Source organism: Rurimicrobium arvi (assembly GCF_039540495.1).
Lineage (GTDB): Bacteria > Bacteroidota > Bacteroidia > Chitinophagales > Chitinophagaceae > Rurimicrobium > Rurimicrobium arvi.
Genome location: NZ_BAABEZ010000001.1, coordinates 36249 through 59115, shown reverse-complemented (window position 1 = coordinate 59115; position 22867 = coordinate 36249). Strand labels below are relative to the sequence as shown.

Here is a 22867-nt window from a genome sequence, read left to right as displayed (position 1 = left end):
GTAATTTTGGAGCCCCGAACCTATACGAAGACACACATGAATATCCTTTTTATCTGCGACGAATACCCGCCGGGCCTCACAGGAGGCATCGGAATTATCACACAGTCGCTTGCGAAGGAAATGGTGCGGCAGGGACATACGGTACATGTAGCAGGTTTGTATGCTCATGACTATGGTGGAGCAAGTTACTATGAAGATGAAGGGGTGCATGTGTGGAAAGTATTTTACGGATGGCGTATGCCCGCTATACCGCTGCTGTACAGCGCCCAGCGCAAACTGCCCGGTGCACTGAAGCGCATCCTGTTTGCAAAAAGCGATTTCAAACGCTATACACGCTTTATAGAAGAGCTTATTAATAAATACAAAATCGATATCGTTGAACATCCGGACTGGGTGAGCTATGCGTATCATATGGGGCTGAAAAACCCGGTGCTTCCCGGATTGAGCATACCGGTGCTTCTGAAGTTTCACGGATCGCAGAGTTATATGAGCGATGTGCTGCACACAAAACTCAGATGGCAGGACGCACGCACAGACAGGCAGTTGATAGAAAGAGCAGACGCATTGTCCGCTGTAAGCGCATTTGCGGCCGGCATCAATAAAAAGCTGTTCGACCTGCAACAGACAATTTCGGTGCTATATAACGGTATCCGTCTTCCGGAACGCCCCACCCTGCCCCGTGATAAGCGGACAGTGCTGTTTGCCGGTTCGCTGGTGCCGAATAAAGGGGTGTTCCAACTCGTAAAAGCGTGGCCCCTGGTACTGCGCGAGGTTCCGGATGCAAAACTGATCATTCTGGGTAAAGGCAACCAGGAACCATTGAAACAAATGCTCTCTGATGAAACGTTACGCAGTGTTGTGTTCCGGGGTCATCAGCCACGTGAAGTATTGCTGCAGCATATGCGCACCGCTACACTAAGCCTGCTGCCTTCCTTTACGGAAACTTTCGGGCTGGTCGCCATCGAATCAATGAGTAATTATTGTCCGACCATATTTACGAAACGCACCTGCGGTCCTGAAATTATCCGGGACGGAGCAGAAGGATTGCTCGTGGATCCCGATAATATTGAGGAAATTGCGCGCAAAACAATATTGTTGTTAACAGACGAACAGCTCCGGGACGAGCTGGCAATAAAAGGTCGCGCAAAAGTTGAGCAACTGTTCGACATCAGCAAATGTGCCGCCGACCATATTCAATTATACACCAGAGTGACGGGAAACTATAAAAATGAGCAACGCTAATAAGATAAAACAGGTATTGACCGGGTGGTATCGTCAGCTGGACGTGCCGTTGCTGCTGTTGTTGTGCACGATCACCTATTCCAGTCTGCTGGTGAAATTTGCGGGCCTGGTACTTGCTTTTGTACTGCGCCCCGATTTCCGTTTTAAAGCAGGAAAGGGCAGGCTTCCGCTGTTTTATCCGGCAATGATCGTTATCGGGCTTATCTATTGCCTTACCCACTACAATACACTAACGCAAAACTACACGCTCGCCGCCCTTCTGAGCATGCTCTTCTGGATGGTCTCTTTCCTGACGGCCCATCAGCTGATGCTTTCCGTGGAACGGTCGGGAAGTGCCAGAGCAGCCAACACCATCACATTTTTTCTGTTACTGAATGCCGCAGTAAGTCTGGCAGCAATAGGAGCCATTATGCTCGAAACGCATACTATAAACCCTTTTATGTATGCGGGTATGAACTATCACTACCATGTTTCGACAGGCGACCACATATTGGGGATATTCCGGGATGTATCTACCACCAATTCCTGCATCATGCTGCTGGGGTTTGTATTTTTCTTTTTCAGGGGGAAATACGGCTATTCGATACTCAGCCTGCTGATTGTATTGATCACCACCAGTAACATCAACAACATTCTGCTGCTGGTACTATGTGCCGGAATGCTGCTGTTTGCACGCACCCGCCTCACAAGAACCCTCGTATTCTGCTTTCTGAGCATGATCCTGTTTTTCCTCGTGAAAGTCACTCCGAACAACCTGCGCTATACGCTGGAAAAATTTCATGCTACAGCGCTGATCGGAGATCTGCCAACGGAAAATTCAGAACTGGGCATCCAGCATGCAGATGAAGAAGCGGAAAACAATACTACCGCCGCCCGATACGACAGTGAACTTGCGAGGGAAAACAATATCTTCCGGGAAATCACAATTAAGGAAGCCCTTTACCGCGAAAAGAAAAAAATGGAGGATATTTCCGCCGACTCGGAATTTATCCGTCAACAACAGGCTTCGTTCAGGCATAATCTTGTTTTCTCTGAAAAAATATATGGCGACTCGCTGAGATCCTGCACAGACAATCCATCGTTGCAACATAAGCCGGGCAAGTGGATCGCATTTGATCAGACAGCCCGCTACTGGACACAAAACTTCAGTCATTTCCTGATCGGGGCAGGGCCTGGAAATTTTTCTTCTAAAGTCGCATTTAAAGCATCCGGATTCGGAATTTTCGGTAACTACCCATCCCGCTATCAGCGCATCACACCCACATTTAAGGACAACCATCTGAAGGTACTGACCTATTTCTTTATCCAGCCGCCCGATAAACATTCGGTTATGAACACGCCATTCTCGGTATATAACCAGCTTGCCGGGGAATACGGATTAGCCGGTTTGCTCGCGTTCGTCTTTCTGTATGTAGGCTATTTTTTGCGTCGCTATTCCCGGTTGTCCTACGGGAAACTGCTGATACCGGTTGTGTTGTTGATGCTCGCCACGGATTATTGGTTTGAACAACTTTCTGTTGTCGTGATATTTGAATTGCTGCTGTTTATCGACATGAAGAAAAACGAAACAGATTCCTCCACCGTAAAAAAGTTTGCCCCATCTCATGACGCCTGATATCCCCAAAGTCTCGGTAGTGATGCCGGCGTACAATGCTGCCCTGTACATCAGAGAGGCGGTGGACAGTGTACTGAACCAACATTTTACCGATTTTGAACTGATCATCGTGAATGACGGTTCGAAAGACGATACCGAAGCGATCATACGATCTTATGCCGACAGGCGCATTGTGTTGATCAATCAGGAAAACAGCGGTGTGGCAGCAGCGCTGAATACGGGCATCGCACAGGCACGCGGTGCACTGATCGCCCGCGCAGATGCAGATGACATCTGTCTTCCGGACCGACTCGGCGTGCAATACGAATTTCTTACGGCTCATCCGGATTACGTACTTGTGGCATCCGATGTGAGCTATATGGACGAACAGGGCAATTTTGTATTTCAGTTTTACAACACCCATACCGGATACAGCGATACCGAGATCCGCTCGCACTTTTATGAGTATTGTCCTTTTATTCACAGTTCCGTTATGTACCGTACCGATGTGGTACGCAAACTCGGTGGTTATGAAAAAAGAGCAGTTGCATTTGAAGATTACTTTTTATGGTCGCGGCTTATCCGTGAAGGCAAGGTGCAAAACCTGAAACAAAGCCTTATGGATATACGGCTGAATGCGTCTTCCGTCACTGTCGACGACAGGCATTATCCGCCGGTGTTCCGCGCGCTGAAAGCAAAAGCCGTACAGAACGGAACACTCACCGGTGAAGAATGGCAAACGCTGGCAGATAGCTACCGCTCCATTTCAAGGGAAAGAAAGGAATATTCCTATCACCTCTTACTGGCGAAGAAGTACCTTTGGGATAATTACCGTCCTGAGCTTGCCAGAGAAAATATAAGGCGTGTCATTGCAATGAAACCGCTTTCCCTGAACGCTTATGCGCTTTACCTGCTTACGTTCGCCGGTAGAAAAAACATAGAAAAACTATACAACAAAATAAAAAACAGATAGCGTCCGATTTATGAAGGTGTTGTTTATTTCCCGCGCCACGTTATATAAAGTCACAGGCGGCGACACGATACAGGTGATCAAGACTGCCGAAGAATTACGCAAACTTGGCGTGACGGTGGATATTGTGCTGAGCGATCAGAAAAACATAGATTATGCGCAATACGATCTGCTCCATTTTTTCAATATCATCCGGCCTTCGGATATGCTGTATCATATACAACAAAGTAAAAAGCCTTTCGTTGTCTCATCGATATACCTGCTGTATGAAGACTTTGAAAAAAATGCTCAGATCAAAAGTCCGAAAGATGTGGTTATGCGGTTGCTGAACGCATCGCAGAAAGAATACCTGAAGGTAATTGCGCGCAGGATCATCAACCGGGAAACGATCGTTTCGCCGCGGTATCTTGTCTGGGGTCATAAAAAATCGATCCGCTATATCCTGAAACATACCGCCTTGCTTCTGCCTAATTCGGAGAATGAATACAGAAGGTTGAAAAAAGATTTCCCGGAAGCGGGCGGCTATGCCGTAATACCGAATGCTGCCGATCCCGGATTTTTCAATTGCACGCAGGAAGATATTGATCGCAAGGATCCTAAAATGGTCATGTGCGTAGCGCGTATCGAAGGACGCAAAAATCAACTGAACGTGATCCGCGCCCTCAAAGACACAGACTTCCAACTGTATATTGTCGGGAAAGCCGCACCCAACCATCAGAAATACCTGGAGCAATGCAGGCAGGAGGCAGGGCCTAATGTGCACTTTATGGATTTTGTCGATAAAACAACGCTGCGGGATTTGTTCCGCAAAGCGAAAGTGCATATTCTGCCCAGCTGGTTTGAGACCACAGGTCTGTCCACGCTCGAAGCCATGTTCTGCGGATGTAATGTGGTGATCACTAAATATGGCGACACCCTGGACTACTTCAAAAGCAGGAACACCTTCGTATGTGAGCCGGACGATGCCCGGTCTATAAAAGACAGTATCACACAGGCAGCTGCATTTCCCAATAAAATGGAATACTTCGAACAGGAAATAAAAGATTATTGCTGGATGAATACCGGCATCCAGACACTAAATGCCTATAAAAAAACGCTCGGCATTTAAAAGCTAACGAGAACGAATGGACAGATTAAGCAATTACCTACCCGCAGCCGGAGACAGCAGTGAGCAAGCGATGGAAAAAATCCGCGTGATTCTGTGTGCTCTGTTTGCTGCTTTCCTGCCATTCGATATGTTCTACAGCACCTTCATGATCTTTGTCATTGCCGGTGCTTCACTGATCGACATATCTCTGAAAAAGATCCGGCAGATTCCCCCTGCATTTCCCCTGTTTGCGTTTGCAATATTGCTGAGCTTATCGGGGATCTGGTATTCCACGGACGGATGGCGCGCGCATTATCTCACAGAACGGCAGCTTGCATTTGCAATTTTCCCAATACTGCTTCCGCTGGCCATCGGGAAACCGACTGCTGAGAAAGTCAATCTGATTTTTGCGGTTTTTGCAGGCTCTTGTGTGTTTGCCATATCATTCCTGCTGATCAATGCACTTGATCTGATCTACTCTGCACAGTTGCCGCTGCGCTACCTGTTTACCTACAGCTTTTTCAACCACAATTTCAGTGCGCCTATCGGTACGCATGCCACTTATCTTTCCCTGTACGCGTCTATGTCGATGCTGTTCCTTGTTGATAAACTGGCCAGAAGCACCCGAAAAAGGTACCGTCTTTTATACCTCGCATCCGTGATGATACTCACCGTCGGATTGCTGTTTTTACAGTCGCGGAATGGAATTTTATCGCTGGTTTTTACCCTGTTGTTCGTGTTCCCGCTGTTCAGTGTAGCGAACCGGAAAAAATATTATCTCATCACCGTGCTGTCGCTGGCTTTGTTTGCGGCAATTTTAAGCCGCTCGGATTATATACGCGAACGGTTCACAACGGAGCTATCAACGGATCTCAAAACGGGTAAGCAGGTATTTACAGCACGTAACCCGGAACCCAGAAGCTGGCGCTGGGCCTGTGCCTGGAAGATCATCCGCGAAAAGCCGCTGTTCGGACATGGTACCGGCGATGAGATTCCCTTGCTGCTCGTCGAGTACAAAAAACATAACTACCAGGTATCGTTCCGGGAACAGTTCAACAGTCATAACCAATACCTTTCCGTTATGATCAAGCACGGCGTAGCGGGACTCATCGTATTCCTCGCAGCGCTGGCGTATTTTTTCAGACTGGCAGTTTCCCGTAAAAATTTCCTTTATGTGGCGTTCCTTACGCTTACCTGCCTCGGCTTTATCACAGAGGACATCATAGATGCGAACAAAGGAATTTTCTTCTTTGCCTTTTTCAATACATTACTCGGTTATCATATACTGTACATCCGTAAAACACCGGCAGAAACAAGTACCACACCATGAAGATTGCGATATTAGGAACCAGGGGAATACCCAATCATTACGGGGGCTTTGAACAATATGCAGAGCTGTTGTCGGTGTACCTGGTAAAAGAAGGTTTTGAAGTTACAGTGTATAATTCACATGATCATCCATACCGGGAAAGAACGTACAAGGGAGTGCAGATAAAACACATCTACGACCCGGAAAAAAAAATCGGTACGGCAGGACAATTCCTTTATGATCTGGGCTGTATTATGGATATCCGGAAACAAAACTTTGACATTGTGTACCAGCTCGGCTATACGAGCAGCGCGGTATTCAATTTCCTGATCCCCAATCGGGTGACCCTCGTAACAAATATGGACGGGCTGGAATGGAAGCGCAGCAAATACAGCAGCAAGGTGCAGCGATTCCTCAGATATTCGGAAAAACTGGCCGTCAAACACGCCGATCAGCTGATTGCGGACAGCTATGGCATCAAGGCTTACCTGGACGAAAAGTACGGGTGCAATTCCTTTTATTCTGCCTATACTGCAGATATACCCGGTGCGTATTCCGTATCCTACCCGGAGCGGCTGGCACTCGAGCCGGGACAATACAACCTGCTTATCGCACGTATGGAACCTGAGAACAATGTCGAGATGATCATCCGCGCCCATACAGACCTACCCGGTCAGCAGCTGATCCTCGTGGGTGGTACGGGCACTCCCTTTGGCAAAATAATGGTGGAGCGCTATGGCGCTTATCCGAATATCCGCTTTGTCCAGGGGATTTACGACAAAGACGAAATAAACAGCCTGCGGCACTTTTCCAGGCTATACTTCCATGGTCACAGCGTGGGCGGCACCAATCCTTCCCTGCTGGAAGCAATGGCCTGCGGCTGTAATATTCTGGCACACAATAATATCTTCAATAAATCCGTTCTGGAGTCAGACGCGCTGTATTTCTCCGATGAAAAAGAGTTGCAGGCGCTGATCATGGGAGACCATGATGCCTTTTTTGAAAAAAGCAGAAAAAATAATATTGTCAAAATAGAGACCCAATTTTCTGAGGATCACATGTTTTCACTTCTTAAAGAAAAACTAATTGATTGTGTGAGCTGAAGGTTTTGATCAGTTGTTGACAATTATTTTTTATTTTTGCGCCCCATGAGATTGCAGATTTAATCTTAAAATAACGCGTACTTCAACTTGATTTAATACACCCTGAAAACACTAAACATTTTATACCCCGACAGATGCCTGCCACCCAAGATCAGGTACGTCAACAAAAATGTATGAAATGAGCTATACACCCGGTCAAATATTACCCAAACAATCTATCGAATTACAGATAAAAATGACGCATTTCAAAATACATCAAATGGCTAAAAGGGCGTTTGACATTGTATTTTCTCTGCTCGTTATTGTAATCGTTTTCCCGATCGTTTTTCCCATTGTCTTCATCGCCATTAAGCTGGAAGGCAAAGGATCTATATTTTTCATCCAGAAGCGCAACGGGCTGAACAATTCTGTATTCGATTGCATCAAATTCCGTACGATGGTAAAAAATGCGCATGCCGATACCAAAGCTGCCGTTACCAACGACGATCGTATTACACGTGTCGGCAAATTCCTGCGTAACAGCAGTATAGACGAACTACCGCAGTTCATCAATGTGCTCAAAGGCGATATGAGTGTCGTGGGCCCGCGTCCGCACATGATCAGCGACAACGAGAAATTTGAGAAGATTGCCACGAATTACCAGCAACGCCATCTCGTAAAACCGGGTATCACCGGGCTCGCACAGATCAATGGCTACAAGGGCCACGTAAACACCGTACAGGATGTGAAAGCCCGTACGATTATCGATCTGAAATATGTACAGAACCAGAGTTTCTGGCTCGATATCACGATCATATGGGGAACCATCAAACTGATGGTCGGCGACACCATCCTGCATCTGCGTAACGAGCGTAAGGATCGCCGCACCCTGAATGAGCGGGGCCTTTCCGAACCAGAGGAATAGTTTATCGTTCCTGATCCGTTATCTTACCGATTACTTTTCCGGTTGCGGCATCCGGTTGCTGTATATGCAACAGCGCCGCCAGCGTAACCGCGATATCAGTAACAGCAACCGCATCGAATGTTTCCCCTTGCGGTATATGCCAGCCATACCACAGCAAAGGAATATGCCGGTCGTAGGGATTCCAGGTGCCGTGTGTGGTTCCTTTTTTACCATCCGAATACCAACCCGGTTCGTAAACGACCGCCACAGAACCGCTCCGTCCGGGATAATAGCCGTTTAAAAGCAATTCTTTCAGCGCCGCAGGCATCGTTTCCGAAGCGAGATTTTCCATATCTGCTGCATAGGCTATTCCTTCCTGTGACAAGCAGTATTGTTTCACTGCGGTTTTCAGTGCAATACGATCTATGTGCCGCGAAAGGAGCAATGGCTCATTTAAAAAAACCTGGTAATTAAAAACGCCGGAAACGAGTGAATCCGCACCAAACTGTACTTTCAGATACTTATTGAGTGCTGCCGCCAATACCGTTTCCGATAATGTCCCGGCCGGTACCCGCTGATCCTGCAGCCAGAGTGCATTGTGTGCGGCACCATGGTCCGCGCTCAGAAACAGCAGGTAATTGCCTTCACCCAGGTAACTGTCTAAAAAGCGGAGAAAAGATGCAAGTTGCCTGTCGAGCCGCAGGTACATATCTTCGGCTTCAACCGAATTAGGTGCATAGGCATGTCCTACATAGTCCGTTGCAGACAGACTGAGCGCGAGCATATCACAGGATCGTTCGCCGAGATGTTCCTGAGCGATCAGTTCTTTCGCGAACAGAAAACTAAGCTCGTTTCCGCGCGGGCTGCGACGTATCGCCTTATAATCGCCAGGTCCGAAACGATGCGGGAATACCGGTTCCGATTCTCCCTTCAGTGTATATTCGTAAGCATTATTATCACTGATACTGTTACGATAGGACGCAACAGGATACAGCGTATTCCAGGGATATGCGAGCATTGAATCGGCATAGCGCATTCCATTGAAGCGAACAACCCATTCAGGTAATGCTTTACGGTAAAAAGAGCTCGTGATGAAATTTCCGGTACTGTCGTCAAACCAGTATGCTGCGTTTGCGCTGTGGCCGGCCGGCAAAATAGCGCCGCGGTCTTTCAGGGAAATTCCAAAAACGCGTGAACGGAAATTTGTCGCGAGTCGCAATTCATCGCCTATCGTAGTTGCTTTCATCCGGTGCGGACTCATCCTGCCGGCGGCTTCACTTCCGCCAACCGGGCTGACCGATGCATCTTCACAGCAATAAACGGATGTACCTTCTTTTCTGTCCGGCCAGTCGTTTCCTGTAACTCCATGCAAAGCAGGATAAGTACCGGTGTAAATACTGGTGTGCCCCGGAGCGGTGTAAGAGGGAATATAATTGAGGAATGTCTGCTGACAGTTGAACCCTTCCTGCAACAGGCGATTGAATCCGCCGGATCCGTAACGGTCCTGAAACCGGTACAGATAGTCCCAGCGCATCTGGTCCACGACAATTCCTATGACCAGCCTGGGTCTTTTCACACCTGGCTGGGCAGAAGCCAGGAAGGGGAAAAGGCTGAACGCCGCAACCAGATACCGTTTCATCGGCTTTGCTCTTTTACTGTTTCCGGCTGGGTGTGACGACGTTTCACGGGGAAGTTCACACCGAGATTCAGAATCATCTCATAGCAACCGAATGCCTGCCTTGCCTTGCCTTCCGCGACCTGTAATCCTGAATAGCGGGCATACACGAGCTTGTTGCAATATTCCAGGTAAGCATAGCGGAAGAAGGTAAGCCTTAAGGTGGCTTCTGCACCTATATCCCAGCCCCCGAACTGAAATCCGGGATTGTTCGATCTGCCGAAGATCGTATTCTCGACATGCGGCACCATAAACCCGACGCCTGCCTTTGTAAGCAGAGAGGCATTGAAGTTGCGGTAATGCATTTTAGGTATCTGCACCCTCCGGACGATATTGAACAGAAAGAAATTGGCACCGTTGTTCAGCTGCCAGAGAATATTACCGCGGTTGATCAGGTACGTGTCCACGGCCTGATGGTTTACAGTGCCGGTAACATGCAGCAATTGTTCCTGTTCCACCTGGTATTTGGTATGATCGAAATTCAGTTCCACAGCCCAGTTATCGTCAAACCAGTATCCGAGACGGTAATTATACTGCGGAATGGAGATAGGCTGTTTGAAAATACTCTTCGTGTTCCAGCCTGGCTTGTCTTTACCCAGTATACCGTTAAACACATAGTCATTACCGAGCGACTCCTGTTTTACGTGGATATTGCTTTTGGTATACCATTCCTTGTTATATCCCCAAGAGAAATACATGTGCCCTTTGTTTTCCTGAGAGGAACCTTCCTGGGCGTAGGTGTCTGGTGTGGCGACAAGCAAGAGCATCGCAACACCGAAAATACCGGACTGTAAACGTTTCATTATTTCAAACGGAATTATATGATTATTCTATGTCGCCTATTCTATGTCGCCTGCTTCACGCAGCAGGGATAAGGCCTGATCCAGGAATTGAGCAGGCACCTGCAGTTCCACGGCACCGGGGAGCGTGGTCAGGTAAGAACTGCTTTGTTTGTTGAGGATGACGCAGGGGATGCCTGCATTTTCAATATTACCGCGTATAATTTCAGCATGTACCGAATTCGTAGAGCGAAATACGGTGATCCATTTTTCCTGACTGCTCATGCAACAAAGGTAACAGAAAACCTGCGTGAAGCACATAAAAAAAACGGGAGCTATACTCCCGTTTTCGATATTAATGCAACTATACTTTTAAAACAATTGGCAAGTTTCAGTAGTCGTAACCCCGTTCTTATCCATGGTTACGGAGTTCTCTTTACACAGCGATTGAGCTTTCTTCTTTGTGTCTTTGATGGTATATTCATTCATGGAACTATCAGGCAGACCTGCCATACCGGAATATTTGATGGTACACTGGCAACGGTACTCCTGAGTGCAGGAACTCATTCCTATCGCGATAACGGATGCAAAAAAAGTAATAGCTATAGCAGAAAATCTCATTGGATGCTTTTTGGTGCTCCGAAGGTATAGAGAAAAATGAAAAAATCAAATGGGTCGCTCATTTTTGTTCGTATTCTCGTTACGGCGGGCATCACGACGCTCTTCTTCCCATTTATCTTCCTGCTCCTGTGCCTTATCATAGGCCTTGATGATCTGCTTCACGAGACGGTGGCGCACCACATCCGATTCGTCGAGGCGGATGAACCCGATCCCGTCAATCGTGTTGAGGATACGTTCGGCCTTAGCAAGCCCGGAGCGCATGTTCTTCGGTAAGTCTATCTGCGTCATATCACCGGTGATGATCGCTTTGGCATTGGCTCCGATACGCGTAAGGAACATTTTCAGCTGAAGGTCGGTGGTATTCTGCGCTTCATCGAGGATGATGAACGCATTATCAAGCGTACGCCCGCGCATATATGCCAGCGGTGCCACTTCGATCACGCGGTTGGTCATATAATAATTCAGCTTATCCATCGGGATCATATCCTCGAGCGCATCATATAAGGGACGCAGGTACGGGTCGATTTTTTCCTTCAGATCGCCGGGCAGGAACCCGAGGTTCTCTCCTGCTTCCACCGCAGGGCGTGTCAGAATGATCTTCCGCACACCTTTGTTCTTCAAAGCACGTACCGCAAGGGCTACAGCGGTATAGGTTTTACCGGTTCCGGCCGGTCCGATTGCAAACGTAATGTCGTTTTTGTCCGACACGGAAGTCATCATTTTCTGGTTCGCCGTTTTCGCGCGTATTACTTTTCCGTTGGGACCGAAAACGAGTACGTCTCCGCTCGTCAGTTCATCTGCGGAAAGCTCGCCGAGCTCTTCATCGCCCAGTATCCGTAAAAAATAATTCTCAGAAATGTGTCCATTACGCTCCAGGTAGCCGATCAGCTGCTTCACTTTACCAACGGCAGCTTCTACCTCTTCTGCTTTTCCCGACATCTTGATCTGCGTACCTCTGGAAAGGATTTTCAGTGCGGGAAATTTTTTCTTCAGGATGTCAAATTTGTTGTTGTTAACACCGACAAATTCAAGCGGGTTAATTGTGTCCAGGCTAATGATCGTCTCTGTCAATTGATTTCATTTTAATAGGTGAGCGTTACAAATAAAGGCCTCTAGGCCTGTGTTCAAGCGAATATACACGAGTTTATGTAGAAAAACACCAGCACAAAATTGTTATTTTTGTTGCGCTACACGTACATTCTCTATGCGATTTCAAAATAAAGTAATACTGATTTCGGGAGCATCTTCCGGAATCGGCAAAGCGCTTGCTTTGGCATTCATTGCCGAAGGGGCAAATGTTGCGCTCTGTGCGCGCGATCTTCAGAAACTGACACAGGCATTTGCTTCGGTTGATCATAATAAGATATTATTACACCAGGCCGATGTATCGGTTTACGAAGAGTGCGAACGCTTCGTACAGTCAGCCCAGACACGCTGGGGCCGCATAGATGGTGTGATCAATAATGCAGGTGTAAGCATGCGTGCACTTTTCGAGGACCTGGATCTCAGCGTACTGCACAACCTGATGAATATCAATTTCTGGGGAACGGTGCACCTCACAAAGGCCGCTTTACCGCATATCATGAAGAGCAAAGGCATCATCACCGGTGTTTCTTCCATTGCCGGATACAGGGGATTACCCGCACGCACCGGATATTCCGCATCCAAATTTGCCATGCAGGGTTTTCTCGAAGCATTGCGCACGGAATTGCTGCATACCGGTGTACATGTCATGTGGGTGAGCCCCGGCTTCACGGCTTCCAATATCCGGAACACCGCACTCAGCGCCGATGGAACAGCTCAGAAAGAGACACCTTTGAAAGAAGAGAAACTGATGAGCGCGGAAGCGTGTGCTGCACTGATCGTTGCTGCAATGGCCGGCAGAAAACGTACACTGGTAATGACCAGGCAGGGAAAATTAGCGGTCTGGCTGAATAAACTGATACCGTCTTTTGTAGACAAACAGGTGTATAATTTGTTCCTTAAGGAGCCGGATTCACCATTACGTAAATATGAATCCGTAATTTAGTAGTAGAAATCTCCATACCATGAAACGATTATTGAGTCTCACAGCCTTGATGCTGGGCAGCTATGGCATTGCAAACGCCCAGTTTGAAGGCAACGTATATGTGGAAGACAGTTCTGTCACCATAACAGAAAGCGGGGACAAAAAAGAACTTGCCTGGTGCGGGGGCTTCAACAATCCGCAATTTTCACTCGCCGACCTCAATAACGACGGCTTATCCGACCTGGTGGTTTACTTTCCGGATCAGCCTTATATCAAGACCTTCCTCAATTTTGGGACCGCGTCCCACCCGAATTACCGGTACCGGCCACAATACGCGAAAAACTTCCCTATCTGCAACAACTACCTGATCATGCGGGATTATAACCGCGACGGCATCATGGACCTGTTCCATTCCGGGGGTGTGGGATTTACCGCTTACAAAGGGTATTATAATGGCTCAAACGAGCTTTGCTTCAGCCTGTATAAGGGACTTTACTACAACAATGATAAGAAGACGATCGGCTGGGTGAATGCAGAAGTAAATCCCGGGGACATCCCTTCTATAGTAGACGTAGACAATGATGGCGACCTGGATTTCCTTTCCTATTACGGCGACGGATATTATATGAACTGGTACCAGAATATGCAGGTGGAAAACGGTTACGCTACGGACTCTATTACAGTCCGCCTTGCGGACCATTGCTGGGGGAAAATGATCCAGGGGGTTTTGCGCACACATACATTAGGGATTTATTGCGACAACTCCGCTCTGTCCCGCACCACCGATGACGCAGGTACCTCAAAAATCACCGACGGTGGCAACGCGCCGTGTCTGCTGGATATGGACGGTGACGGTGACTACGATGTGCTGGACGGACACCGCGCTTTTGACTACGTTGTATACCTGGAAAACTCAAAAGCGGCAACAGGATTAAGGGATAGTATGGTGTACCAGGATACCGCCTGGACTACACTCGGCGACACCGTAAAGATCGCACAATGGGCCGCTGTATTTCATCTGGATATAGATCAGGATGGGAACCGTGACCTGCTTGTCTCCCCCAACGGAACCGGCGGATCAGAAGATTACCGCTGCGTGCGCTTTTTCCGGAATATCGCATCAGACAGCCACCCTTCCTTCAAACTCGAATCAGATTCCTTATTTACGAGTGAAATGATCGATGTCGGCTCAGGAGCTTATCCGTTTTTTTACGATTACAACCGGGACGGCAAACCAGATCTTTTTATCGGAAACAAAGGCTATTACGAGAAATCGACCGGTTTATACATCGGCAGTGTAATGTATCTTGAAAACACGAGCACTCCGGGCAATCCGTCTTTCAGCATAATAGACCGCAATTTCCTGAACCTGCAATCCAAGCGTTTCAGGGGTATTTCCGTAGGTATCGGCGATGTGGATAATGATGGCAAGGATGATTTTGTAATGGGCCATACGAACGGTTATGTAGACTATATAAAAAATACCGCTGTTTCCGCGAGTGCGCGTCCCGTATGGAGCCTGAGCAGTCTGGATACCGTACGCGATTTTGTGAAAGATCCTGTATCCTGCAATGGTACGGCCGTGCCGGTTATTTACGACATGAACGCAGACGGTGTTAAGGATATTGTACTGGGCGACCAGTCCGGATATCTGTACTATTACCAGAACGCCAGCACCACAGCGGGCAGCTCCTCTTTTGTATTTACCAACGATCAGCTGGGCTTTGCAAAGGTGGATCCGGAAAAAGTTACCGTGGGAAACAGTGCGCCGTTTATCGGGAAAATAGATAATACCGGCCGTGATTACCTGCTGGTTGGCAGCCGTTCCGGACGCCTTTTCCGATTTTCGGGCTTTGAAGGCGGAGCTATATTCGGCTATTTTACAAGATTGGATAGCGCGTACTCCAATATTCTGTCCCAGAACTACCGTACCAGCTCTTTTTTATCCGCACCGGCCGTGGCCGATATTGATGGAGACGGGAAATATGAAATGGTGGTGGGCAACACGCATGGCGGACTTTTCTTCTATAAGCAGGATAAAACCGTTTCGATTTCTGAAACAGCCGCCGGATCCAAGACAATTTCAGTATATCCTAACCCGGCCGCACAGCAATTATTTATCCATCAACAGCAAACCAAATTCCCCCAACATACGTCTGTAATAATATATAATACACTCGGGCAGGAAGTAACCCGTGAAACCAATAACGCAGAAAACTTTACGATATCGATATCTGTGGCCGGACTGATACCTGGATTTTATTACTGCCAGATCGACCAGAACGGAGTGCAGACGTCGATTCCTTTCATTAAACAGTAAATTGGCTTGCATAACCACTTAAGCAATTGATAATCAATAATAAAAAATAGTTTTATCTACCCTTTTCTTTTTTTTGAATAAAATAACTATTTTTAAGGGCTCTTTAACTATTCCGCGAGTAGAAAGGACATTTTATTAAAACACTAAAAGATGATTACAAGATTTATTAAAACCCTTGGTCGCCACTCTTCCACCGCCAGAAAACTCCTGTGTGCGGGAGCCTTGCTGGCAGGAGGCGTTCTTCCTTCTTCAGCGCAACTGAAGAAAGTGGGAACCGGTACAGATCAAAATGCTGTAAACGAGTATCCGACACCCTTTGGTAACAACAAAGCCGGCCAGAAAGCTGTTTATCTGTATACAGCATCTGAGATGACGGCATTGGGCTTCAAGCCGGGCTGGATCGATGCGATGTCGTTTTTGGTTAAGGCTACCAACTCTGCGATCGGTCATGCCGATCTGCGGTTTTATGTAGATTCTTGGTCAGCTTCTGATCTTACAGCCGCTACTGTTCCTGCATTCTCTTCGCTTACGCTTCGCTGGAACAATAAAACAGCGTCATATGTGCCGATCCTGGGATACAATACGTTCAACTTTTCTGCACCCTATTACTGGAACGGAACGGACAATATCATCGTCGGAACCTGTTTCTGGTCTGGAATTGATCTGTATAATGCCTCTGTGGAAATGACGCGGAATCTGGGCGTTAATGGAAGCCGTACATTTACTGCGAGCGCCTCTACCGGTCTGGGCAGTGGTGTCTGCGATGGTGCGCGTGCAACATCCGCGGCTACCGACTCATCAAAAAACCGTCCGAATGTGTATTTCATGATGCACTCCGACACCTGTAAGCTGAAACCGGCTGCGGGCAGCGCGAAGTCATCCACTACGGCATATTGTATTTTTGACGACAGCCTCGAATTGTCCCTCACCGGAAATACGCTGGCGTATGGCCTCTCCTTCCAATGGCAGGTGAGTACAAGCGCTACAGGCCCATGGGCCAACCTCGGCAGCTCCAGCATTTCCAGGGTGAACATCAAAACGGTTCAGTCGGTTTCATCCTACTACCGTTGTGTCGTTACCTGTGTGGCCACATCGGTTTCAGATACTTCCAAAGTAATTTATGTACCGATGGCACCGCCTTACAACTGTGACTGTGCATCTGAGGCAACCACCATCGGCAAAGAAAAAATCCTGAGTGTGAAACTGGCAGGTGTTACCAATACAACACCATGCGGACCGGCAACACTGGGCTATTCAGATTTTACAAGCGGCGCACTGGCTATCGCTCCGATAGATGTGGAACCCGGTACCGGATATACGCTGGAAACACGCCTGAGTTCCTGCGACGGTTCTAACAGTGCCCGTGCCGTTAAAGTTTATATCGATTACGATCAAAGCGCTACCTACGAGGTATCCGAAATGGTGTACGCAAATACGTACAGTGCATTGCAACCCAATCCGCAGCTTGCAACGGGAGACTTTACCATTCCTGTTACCGCTAAAAAAGGACTGACTACAATGCGTATTATTTATGCGCAAACCACTTCCCTGTCTTCAATCTCCCCTTGTGGCAAATATACCCAGGGAGAAACGCAGGACTACCCTATCAATGTCCTTCCATTCGGCAAACCTACTGTTGACGGACGTCTTACCGTATGTGAGCACGACTCGGTGGTGATGAACGCCTACAGCACAGCAGATACTCCGGTTGTGTTTACCTGGACTGGTCCCGGCGGATTTACGGGAGTTGGTCCTAAGATCACTTTTGTGGATGCAGATCCTTCCCTGAGCGGAACTTATTATGTTACGGTTACCTCTAAAGGCCGTACATCCTCCGCACGTGCAGTTGTGGTGACTGTAAATCCGAAACCGCCTGTACCTAACGTGCTGAATGCAAATATGTGTCAGTACGATGCCAGCGGCAAACTGATCACAGATGGTAAAAATGTAATCTGGTATAACGTGCCTGTGGGCGGATTCGGAGACACAAATGCTCCTGTAGTACCTACGCACACTCCGAATACAGCAACTTATTATGTTACTCAGACAGTAAATGGTTGTGTGAGCGACCGCGGTAAAGTAGTGGTAAATGTTTACCTGAAACCGCCGCCACCAGTCGTTACTTCTCCTGTTACTTACTGTCAGCTGCAGGATCCTGAGCTGGTAGCGAAAGGAGAAAACCTGAAATGGTACCTGGATTCAGCCGGCGGCGTTCCTTCTGTTATCAGTCCGATCCCTCCTACCGGTTTCCCTGATCAGGTGGACTACTATGTTTCCCAGACAATCAACGGCTGTGAGAGTGACCGTGCCCGTGTACGTGTAATCGTTTACGATCAGCCGAACGGCATTATCCTGCACACCAAACAATATGTTTGTCAGTATGACACCGCTACATTCTATTACTACGGAAATGCTCCTGTAACCGACGAATACAAATGGTTCTCCAGCGATGGTGAGCTCATCAGCGGTGGCGGACAAGGTCCTGTAGTATTCCGCTTCAACGGAGACGGCGACAAAATTGTCAATCTCTACGTAAATAACGGTAAATGTGCGACATTCAAGATCTCTGATACCATCACCGTACGTACGGCGCCTACCGCTTATGTGGATACAATTGACAACATCTGTGCAGGTCAGCCTGTATTGTTGACGATTGACTCTGCTACTCCGAACATTGAGCGTTACGACTGGAATTTCGACGGAGGAATCGTTACGAGCGAAACCCTGAACGGAGGTCCTTACTGGTTGTACTGGAACGATCCGGGACCAAAACTGCTGAGACTGACCGTATGGCATCGCAGCTGTCCTTCCCTGGAAATTCAGCAGAAAGTATTCGTACGTAAATTGCCTTATGCAAAGATCACAACCGTTGCGAAAGTGACAGATTACGGAAAAGACACTACAGTATTCTTCTCCAAGCTGTGTACAAAAGATACAATGGTATTCACCGCTTACTACGATCCGAGCTACAAATACAAATGGTATCCGGAAGTATACTTTACCCGCGATACGGTACCAACCGTTTCTGATCGCATTGAGCACGCTACTTATGTACGTGTGAATGTGGAAGATGATTTCGGATGTAAGAGCTCAGACTCTGTATATGTAAATACAGAAGTATGTTGCGAACTGAGTCTGCCGAATGCATTCACACCAAACGGCGACGGTAAAAACGACCGTTTCAGACCATTGCGTGACGGTAAGCAGACCATTATCACATTCCGTGTGGTAAACCGTTGGGGCCAGGAAGTATACGAAACAGCCAATCCTGACCTGGAAGGCTGGGACGGAACTTTCGGCGGAGCGGTTCAGGATATGGGAGTTTATCAGTACTTTATCCGCTATCGTTGTTCAGACGGTAACACCTACGAGAAAAAAGGTGACGTAACATTGATACGATAATCATACAACAGTAATCATCTTAAAAAGACCGGTAAGAAAACTTACCGGTCTTTTTTATTTGCGTAACTTCATAGCAGACAAAACAACAATCAGCATGAAGAACCGTAAAATGATCCAGATATTCGCGCTGGGCCTGTCTGTAGGTGTGGCAGCGATGGCGCTGATAGCGTTCAGTAAAGTGAATAAAAATGATGAAACGGTTGAGGTGAAGCAAAACGGACGCCTGCAATACAAATGGTATGCACCGCAGTTACCGGAAAAAGCATCGTTTGCCGGTGAACCCGTGCCGCTGGATCGCTGGGACGTGCGCGAACGCTACGACCGGGAATTACTGATCAACTACTATATGCATGGCTCGCTGATGTATATCCTCAAATTAAGCCACCGCCAGTTTCCGGTAATTGAAAAAGAGCTGAAAGCCTATGGCATTCCCGACGACTTTAAATACCTCTGTGTTGCGGAAAGCAGTCTGCAAAACCTCTCCTCCTCCGCCGGAGCACAGGGATACTGGCAATTTATGAACAGTACTGCCCCTGTTTACGGACTTGAAGTGACAAGCGAGGTTGATGAACGGTACAATCTGAAAAAAGCCACCCAGGCAGCCTGCCAGTATTTCCTGCAGGCATATCAGAAGTTCGGATCCTGGACAGCTGCTGCGGCCTCTTACAACTGTGGAATGGGTGGTTATAATAACCATGCAACTTTCCAGGGAAGCAACAATTACTATGATCTTGCCCTGCCCGAAGAAACAAACCGCTACATCTACCGCATTCTTACATTTAAGAATCTGATCGCCTCCGCGGGTACCTGGGGCTACATTCTCCAGAGCGATGACGTTTACGAACCCTTACATACCCGCAGCTTCACCGTTGATACTGCCATTTCAAATTTGGCTACCTTCGCGTCCGATCAGGGCAGCTCTTATAAGGAATTGAAATTACTGAACCCCTGGCTGCGTGCAAGAAATCTGCCGGCTAAAAAAGGGAAGGTATATGAGATATTACTGCCGTCAGACGATAATTAAAACTTCACGCTGAGCAATGTTGCAAGTCTATCCCTTATCAGAAGGGACTTTTACAGTGGGGCACGATAAAAAGTTCGTCCCCTTTATACCCGAAAATGATATCCTGGAGCAGCGTCCTACAGGTTCGCTGCTGGTGGAAATCCAGCCTTTTCTCGTAGATACGGGTAAAGACCTGATTATACTGGATACCGGACTGGGATTCAGTAATCCGGATGGAACACTGCAGATACATCACAATCTGCGGCAACACGGCTATGAACCGGAAGACGTAACGAAAGTGCTGTTCAGCCATTTGCATAAAGATCACATCGGTGGCGCAACTTACACTGATGATCATGGTCTTGTGCAACCCACTTTCCCCAATGCACTTTATTGTATCTATCAGCCCGAAGCCAGTTTCGCTGTCGAAAAAGGCGCCCCGTCTTATGTACCGCAGGATGTGGAGCAATTACTGGGACTGGAACACATCCTCTGGCTGAACGGTGAACAGGGCGATATTGACGGCTATATCCGGTTTACACACAGCGGTGGCCATTGTCCGCAGCACATCGTATTCCTGATCGATTACGATGGCCGTAAAATTTTCTACGGTGGAGACGAAGCCCCGCAATACAAACAGGTAAAAACACGCTACATAGCTAAATACGACTACGATGGGCGTAAAGCGATGGAGTTGCGCAGTTCGTATGCTGAACAGGGAAGAAGGGAAGACTGGGAGCTGCTGTTTTACCACGATGTAAAAACGCCTGTTTCAAAAATTAATTTTTAGCTTTAGGCCGCACTCAATATCCCTGCATGACGCTTAACTATATCTGGATATCCTTCTTTTTCATCGGCTTTATCGTAGCAACGTTCAAAGCCATTTTCTTCGGTCAGAGCGAGCTGTTCGGCACGATGCTGAACAATCTTTTTGATAGTTCCAAGACAGGCTTCGAGATCTCCATCGGGCTTACCGGGGTGATGTCTTTATGGCTGGGCATTATGAAGATCGGGGAACGTGCGGGTCTGATCAACCTGTTCGCAAAAGGGGTCGGTCCCTTGCTGCGCACCTTATTCAAGGGAGTACCCAAAGACCACCCTGCTTACGGGAGCATGACGATGAACTTCTCCGCCAATATGCTGGGACTCGACAATGCTGCGACGCCGCTGGGCCTTAATGCAATGAAAGATCTTCAAAGTGTGAACCCGGATAAAGAGACCGCAAGCGATGCACAGATCATGTTCCTGGTGCTGAATACGGCGGGTGTCACACTGATCCCTACTTCAGTGATTGCCATGCGCCAGTCGCTCGCAATAGAGCAGGGCGTAAAAAATTTCAATGCAGCCGACATATTCCTGCCGACACTTGTTTCCACCTTCATCGCCTTCCTTACCGGAATTATCATGGTTGCGCTGTTCCAGCGTATCAACCTGTTCAAATTGCCGGTATTGCTGTTTGTCGGTGGATTCGCAACGCTTATAGGCGGCATCTATCTCTGCGTTGCACACATGCCTCCGGCTGAAATGAGCCGTGTCATCGGTAATATCGGCAGCGCGATCATCCTGTTCATTGTGATCATGTTCCTCGCGGCGGGCGCCATTAAAAAACAAAACGTCTACGACAACTTTATTGAAGGTGCCAAAGAAGGTTTTACCACTGCGGTGCGTATCATCCCCTACCTCATTGCGATGCTGATGGCCATCAGCGTATTCCGCAGTTCGGGATGCATGGACTACCTGGTAAACGGTATTGCTGCTGTTGTGGCTGCCTGCGGACTCAATACCGACTTTGTGCCCACCATTCCGATCGGACTGATGAAGCCTTTGAGCGGGAGCGGAGCACGCGGTCTGATGGTGGATGTGATCAACCAATATGGCGTTGACTCATTCCAGGGAAAACTGGCCGCGGTATTGCAAGGCACTACAGAAACCACCTTTTATGTCCTGGCAGTGTATTTCGGAAGTGTCGACATCAAAAATTCACGGCATGCACTCGTATGCGGACTTGTTGCCGACCTTGCCGGCTTCACAGCGGCCATATTGCTGGCATATGCGCTATTCCGCTGATAATGCACCGATACAGCAAATTTTGACACAGTTGTAGTATGTGCGGACTGATAAGATTACCTTTGCAGTCGAAAATCATCTGTAATGAAATTTTTTATCGATACAGCCAATCTGGCGCAAATTAAAGAAGCAAACGATCTCGGGATTCTGGACGGAGTGACTACAAACCCGAGCCTGATGGCGAAAGAAGGCATCAGCGGAACAGAAAATATTCTGAACCATTACCGTGCTATCTGCGACATCGTAGACGGGCCTGTAAGCGCCGAAGTGCTGTCCGTTAATTACGAAGACATTATTGAAGAAGGTAAAAAACTCGCCGCGCTTCATAAAAATATCGTCGTAAAAGTACCGATGATCAAAGACGGTATCAAAGCGATTAAGTGGTTTACCGATCATGAGATCCAGACAAACTGTACGCTGGTTTTTTCCGCCGGTCAGGCAATTCTCGCTGCAAAAGCCGGTGCCACTTATGTCTCTCCTTTTATCGGCCGTATCGACGACAGCAACTGGGATGGCATTGAACTCATCGAGCAGATCGTGAATGTATATACGGCACAGGGCTATATGACTGAGGTACTGGCCGCATCCATCAGAACGCCACTGCATATCGTACGTTGCGCAGAGGCAGGTGCCGACGTTTGTACCTGTCCGCTCACCTCTATTCTTGGTCTGCTGAAGCATCCGCTCACAGACCTTGGTCTCGAGCAGTTCCTGAAAGATGCAACCAAACTTTAATTACGGTAACTGAAAAAGCAACATCCGCGTACGCCTGAGGCAGACGCGGATGTTTTATTTTTGTGCCTT

General features: G+C 47.8%; 19 protein-coding genes. 14 read left to right on the top strand and 5 right to left on the bottom strand.

Annotated elements, in window-relative coordinates; translation table 11 throughout:
• Positions 1–36: 36 nt before the first annotated feature.
• From ABD846_RS00255 to ABD846_RS00225, 7 genes are all read left to right on the top strand, one after another.
• Entirely contained in the window at positions 37–1242 is a 1206-nt protein-coding gene (locus ABD846_RS00255; protein WP_344821490.1) for a glycosyltransferase family 4 protein, read from the top strand.
• Positions 1229–2857, top strand: a complete 1629-nt coding sequence (locus ABD846_RS00250; protein WP_344821488.1) for a hypothetical protein — start codon at positions 1229–1231, stop codon at positions 2855–2857. Before ABD846_RS00255 ends, ABD846_RS00250 begins: the two co-directional genes overlap by 14 nt.
• Complete coding sequence (locus ABD846_RS00245; RefSeq protein ID WP_344821486.1) at positions 2847–3809, top strand: glycosyltransferase family 2 protein; 963 nt, start codon at positions 2847–2849, stop codon at positions 3807–3809. Before ABD846_RS00250 ends, ABD846_RS00245 begins: the two co-directional genes overlap by 11 nt.
• Positions 3810–3819: 10 nt before the next feature.
• Positions 3820–4914: a glycosyltransferase family 4 protein gene (locus ABD846_RS00240; protein ID WP_344821484.1), complete on the top strand. Its 1095-nt coding sequence runs from the start codon at positions 3820–3822 to the stop codon at positions 4912–4914.
• Positions 4915–4930: 16 nt separating this feature from the next.
• Positions 4931–6223, top strand: coding sequence for an O-antigen ligase family protein (locus tag ABD846_RS00235; RefSeq protein WP_344821482.1), 1293 nt, complete (start codon positions 4931–4933; stop codon positions 6221–6223).
• A complete protein-coding gene (locus ABD846_RS00230) occupies positions 6220–7305 on the top strand; it encodes a DUF1972 domain-containing protein (RefSeq protein ID WP_344821480.1) in 1086 nt (361 codons plus the stop codon). The genes ABD846_RS00235 and ABD846_RS00230 overlap by 4 nt, the downstream gene beginning before the upstream one ends.
• Positions 7306–7483: 178 nt before the next feature.
• Complete coding sequence (locus tag ABD846_RS00225) at positions 7484–8209, top strand: sugar transferase (RefSeq protein WP_344821478.1); 726 nt, start codon at positions 7484–7486, stop codon at positions 8207–8209.
• 1 nt (position 8210) lies between these two features.
• Here ABD846_RS00225 and pafA read toward each other — a convergent pair whose 3' ends face one another.
• The 5 genes from pafA to ABD846_RS00200 form a co-directional block, all read right to left on the bottom strand.
• The gene (gene pafA, locus ABD846_RS00220; protein ID WP_344821476.1) at positions 8211–9827 is read right to left on the bottom strand and encodes an alkaline phosphatase PafA; all 1617 of its coding nucleotides are present in this window, start codon (positions 9825–9827) and stop codon (positions 8211–8213) included.
• Entirely contained in the window at positions 9824–10666 is an 843-nt protein-coding gene (locus ABD846_RS00215; RefSeq protein ID WP_344821474.1) for a hypothetical protein, read from the bottom strand. Before ABD846_RS00215 ends, pafA begins: the two co-directional genes overlap by 4 nt.
• Before the next feature lie 36 nt (positions 10667–10702).
• Positions 10703–10927, bottom strand: a complete 225-nt coding sequence (locus ABD846_RS00210; RefSeq protein WP_344821472.1) for a putative signal transducing protein — start codon at positions 10925–10927, stop codon at positions 10703–10705.
• 87 nt (positions 10928–11014) lie between these two features.
• A complete protein-coding gene (locus ABD846_RS00205) occupies positions 11015–11263 on the bottom strand; it encodes a hypothetical protein (RefSeq protein ID WP_344821470.1) in 249 nt (82 codons plus the stop codon).
• Between the two features lie 45 nt (positions 11264–11308).
• Positions 11309–12334 (bottom strand): PhoH family protein, encoded by a 1026-nt coding sequence (locus tag ABD846_RS00200; RefSeq protein ID WP_344821468.1) that lies wholly within the window; start codon positions 12332–12334, stop codon positions 11309–11311.
• 133 nt (positions 12335–12467) lie between these two features.
• On the opposite strand from ABD846_RS00200, the gene ABD846_RS00195 reads away from it, so the two are divergent.
• The 7 genes from ABD846_RS00195 (at position 12468) to fsa (ending at position 22798) form a co-directional block, all read left to right on the top strand.
• A complete protein-coding gene (locus tag ABD846_RS00195) occupies positions 12468–13292 on the top strand; it encodes an SDR family oxidoreductase (RefSeq protein WP_344821467.1) in 825 nt (274 codons plus the stop codon).
• 19 nt (positions 13293–13311) lie between these two features.
• Complete coding sequence (locus ABD846_RS00190; RefSeq protein WP_344821465.1) at positions 13312–15591, top strand: T9SS type A sorting domain-containing protein; 2280 nt, start codon at positions 13312–13314, stop codon at positions 15589–15591.
• Between the two features lie 150 nt (positions 15592–15741).
• Positions 15742–18993, top strand: coding sequence for an Ig-like domain-containing protein (locus ABD846_RS00185; protein WP_344821463.1), 3252 nt, complete (start codon positions 15742–15744; stop codon positions 18991–18993).
• Between the two features lie 94 nt (positions 18994–19087).
• Positions 19088–20017, top strand: a complete 930-nt coding sequence (locus tag ABD846_RS00180; RefSeq protein WP_344821461.1) for a lytic transglycosylase domain-containing protein — start codon at positions 19088–19090, stop codon at positions 20015–20017.
• A gap of 16 nt (positions 20018–20033) precedes the next feature.
• A complete protein-coding gene (locus ABD846_RS00175; RefSeq protein ID WP_344821459.1) occupies positions 20034–20786 on the top strand; it encodes an MBL fold metallo-hydrolase in 753 nt (250 codons plus the stop codon).
• Between the two features lie 26 nt (positions 20787–20812).
• Positions 20813–22063 (top strand): nucleoside recognition domain-containing protein, encoded by a 1251-nt coding sequence (locus ABD846_RS00170; protein ID WP_344821457.1) that lies wholly within the window; start codon positions 20813–20815, stop codon positions 22061–22063.
• A gap of 84 nt (positions 22064–22147) precedes the next feature.
• Positions 22148–22798, top strand: coding sequence for a fructose-6-phosphate aldolase (gene fsa / locus ABD846_RS00165; RefSeq protein ID WP_344821455.1), 651 nt, complete (start codon positions 22148–22150; stop codon positions 22796–22798).
• Positions 22799–22867 lie beyond the last annotated feature (69 nt).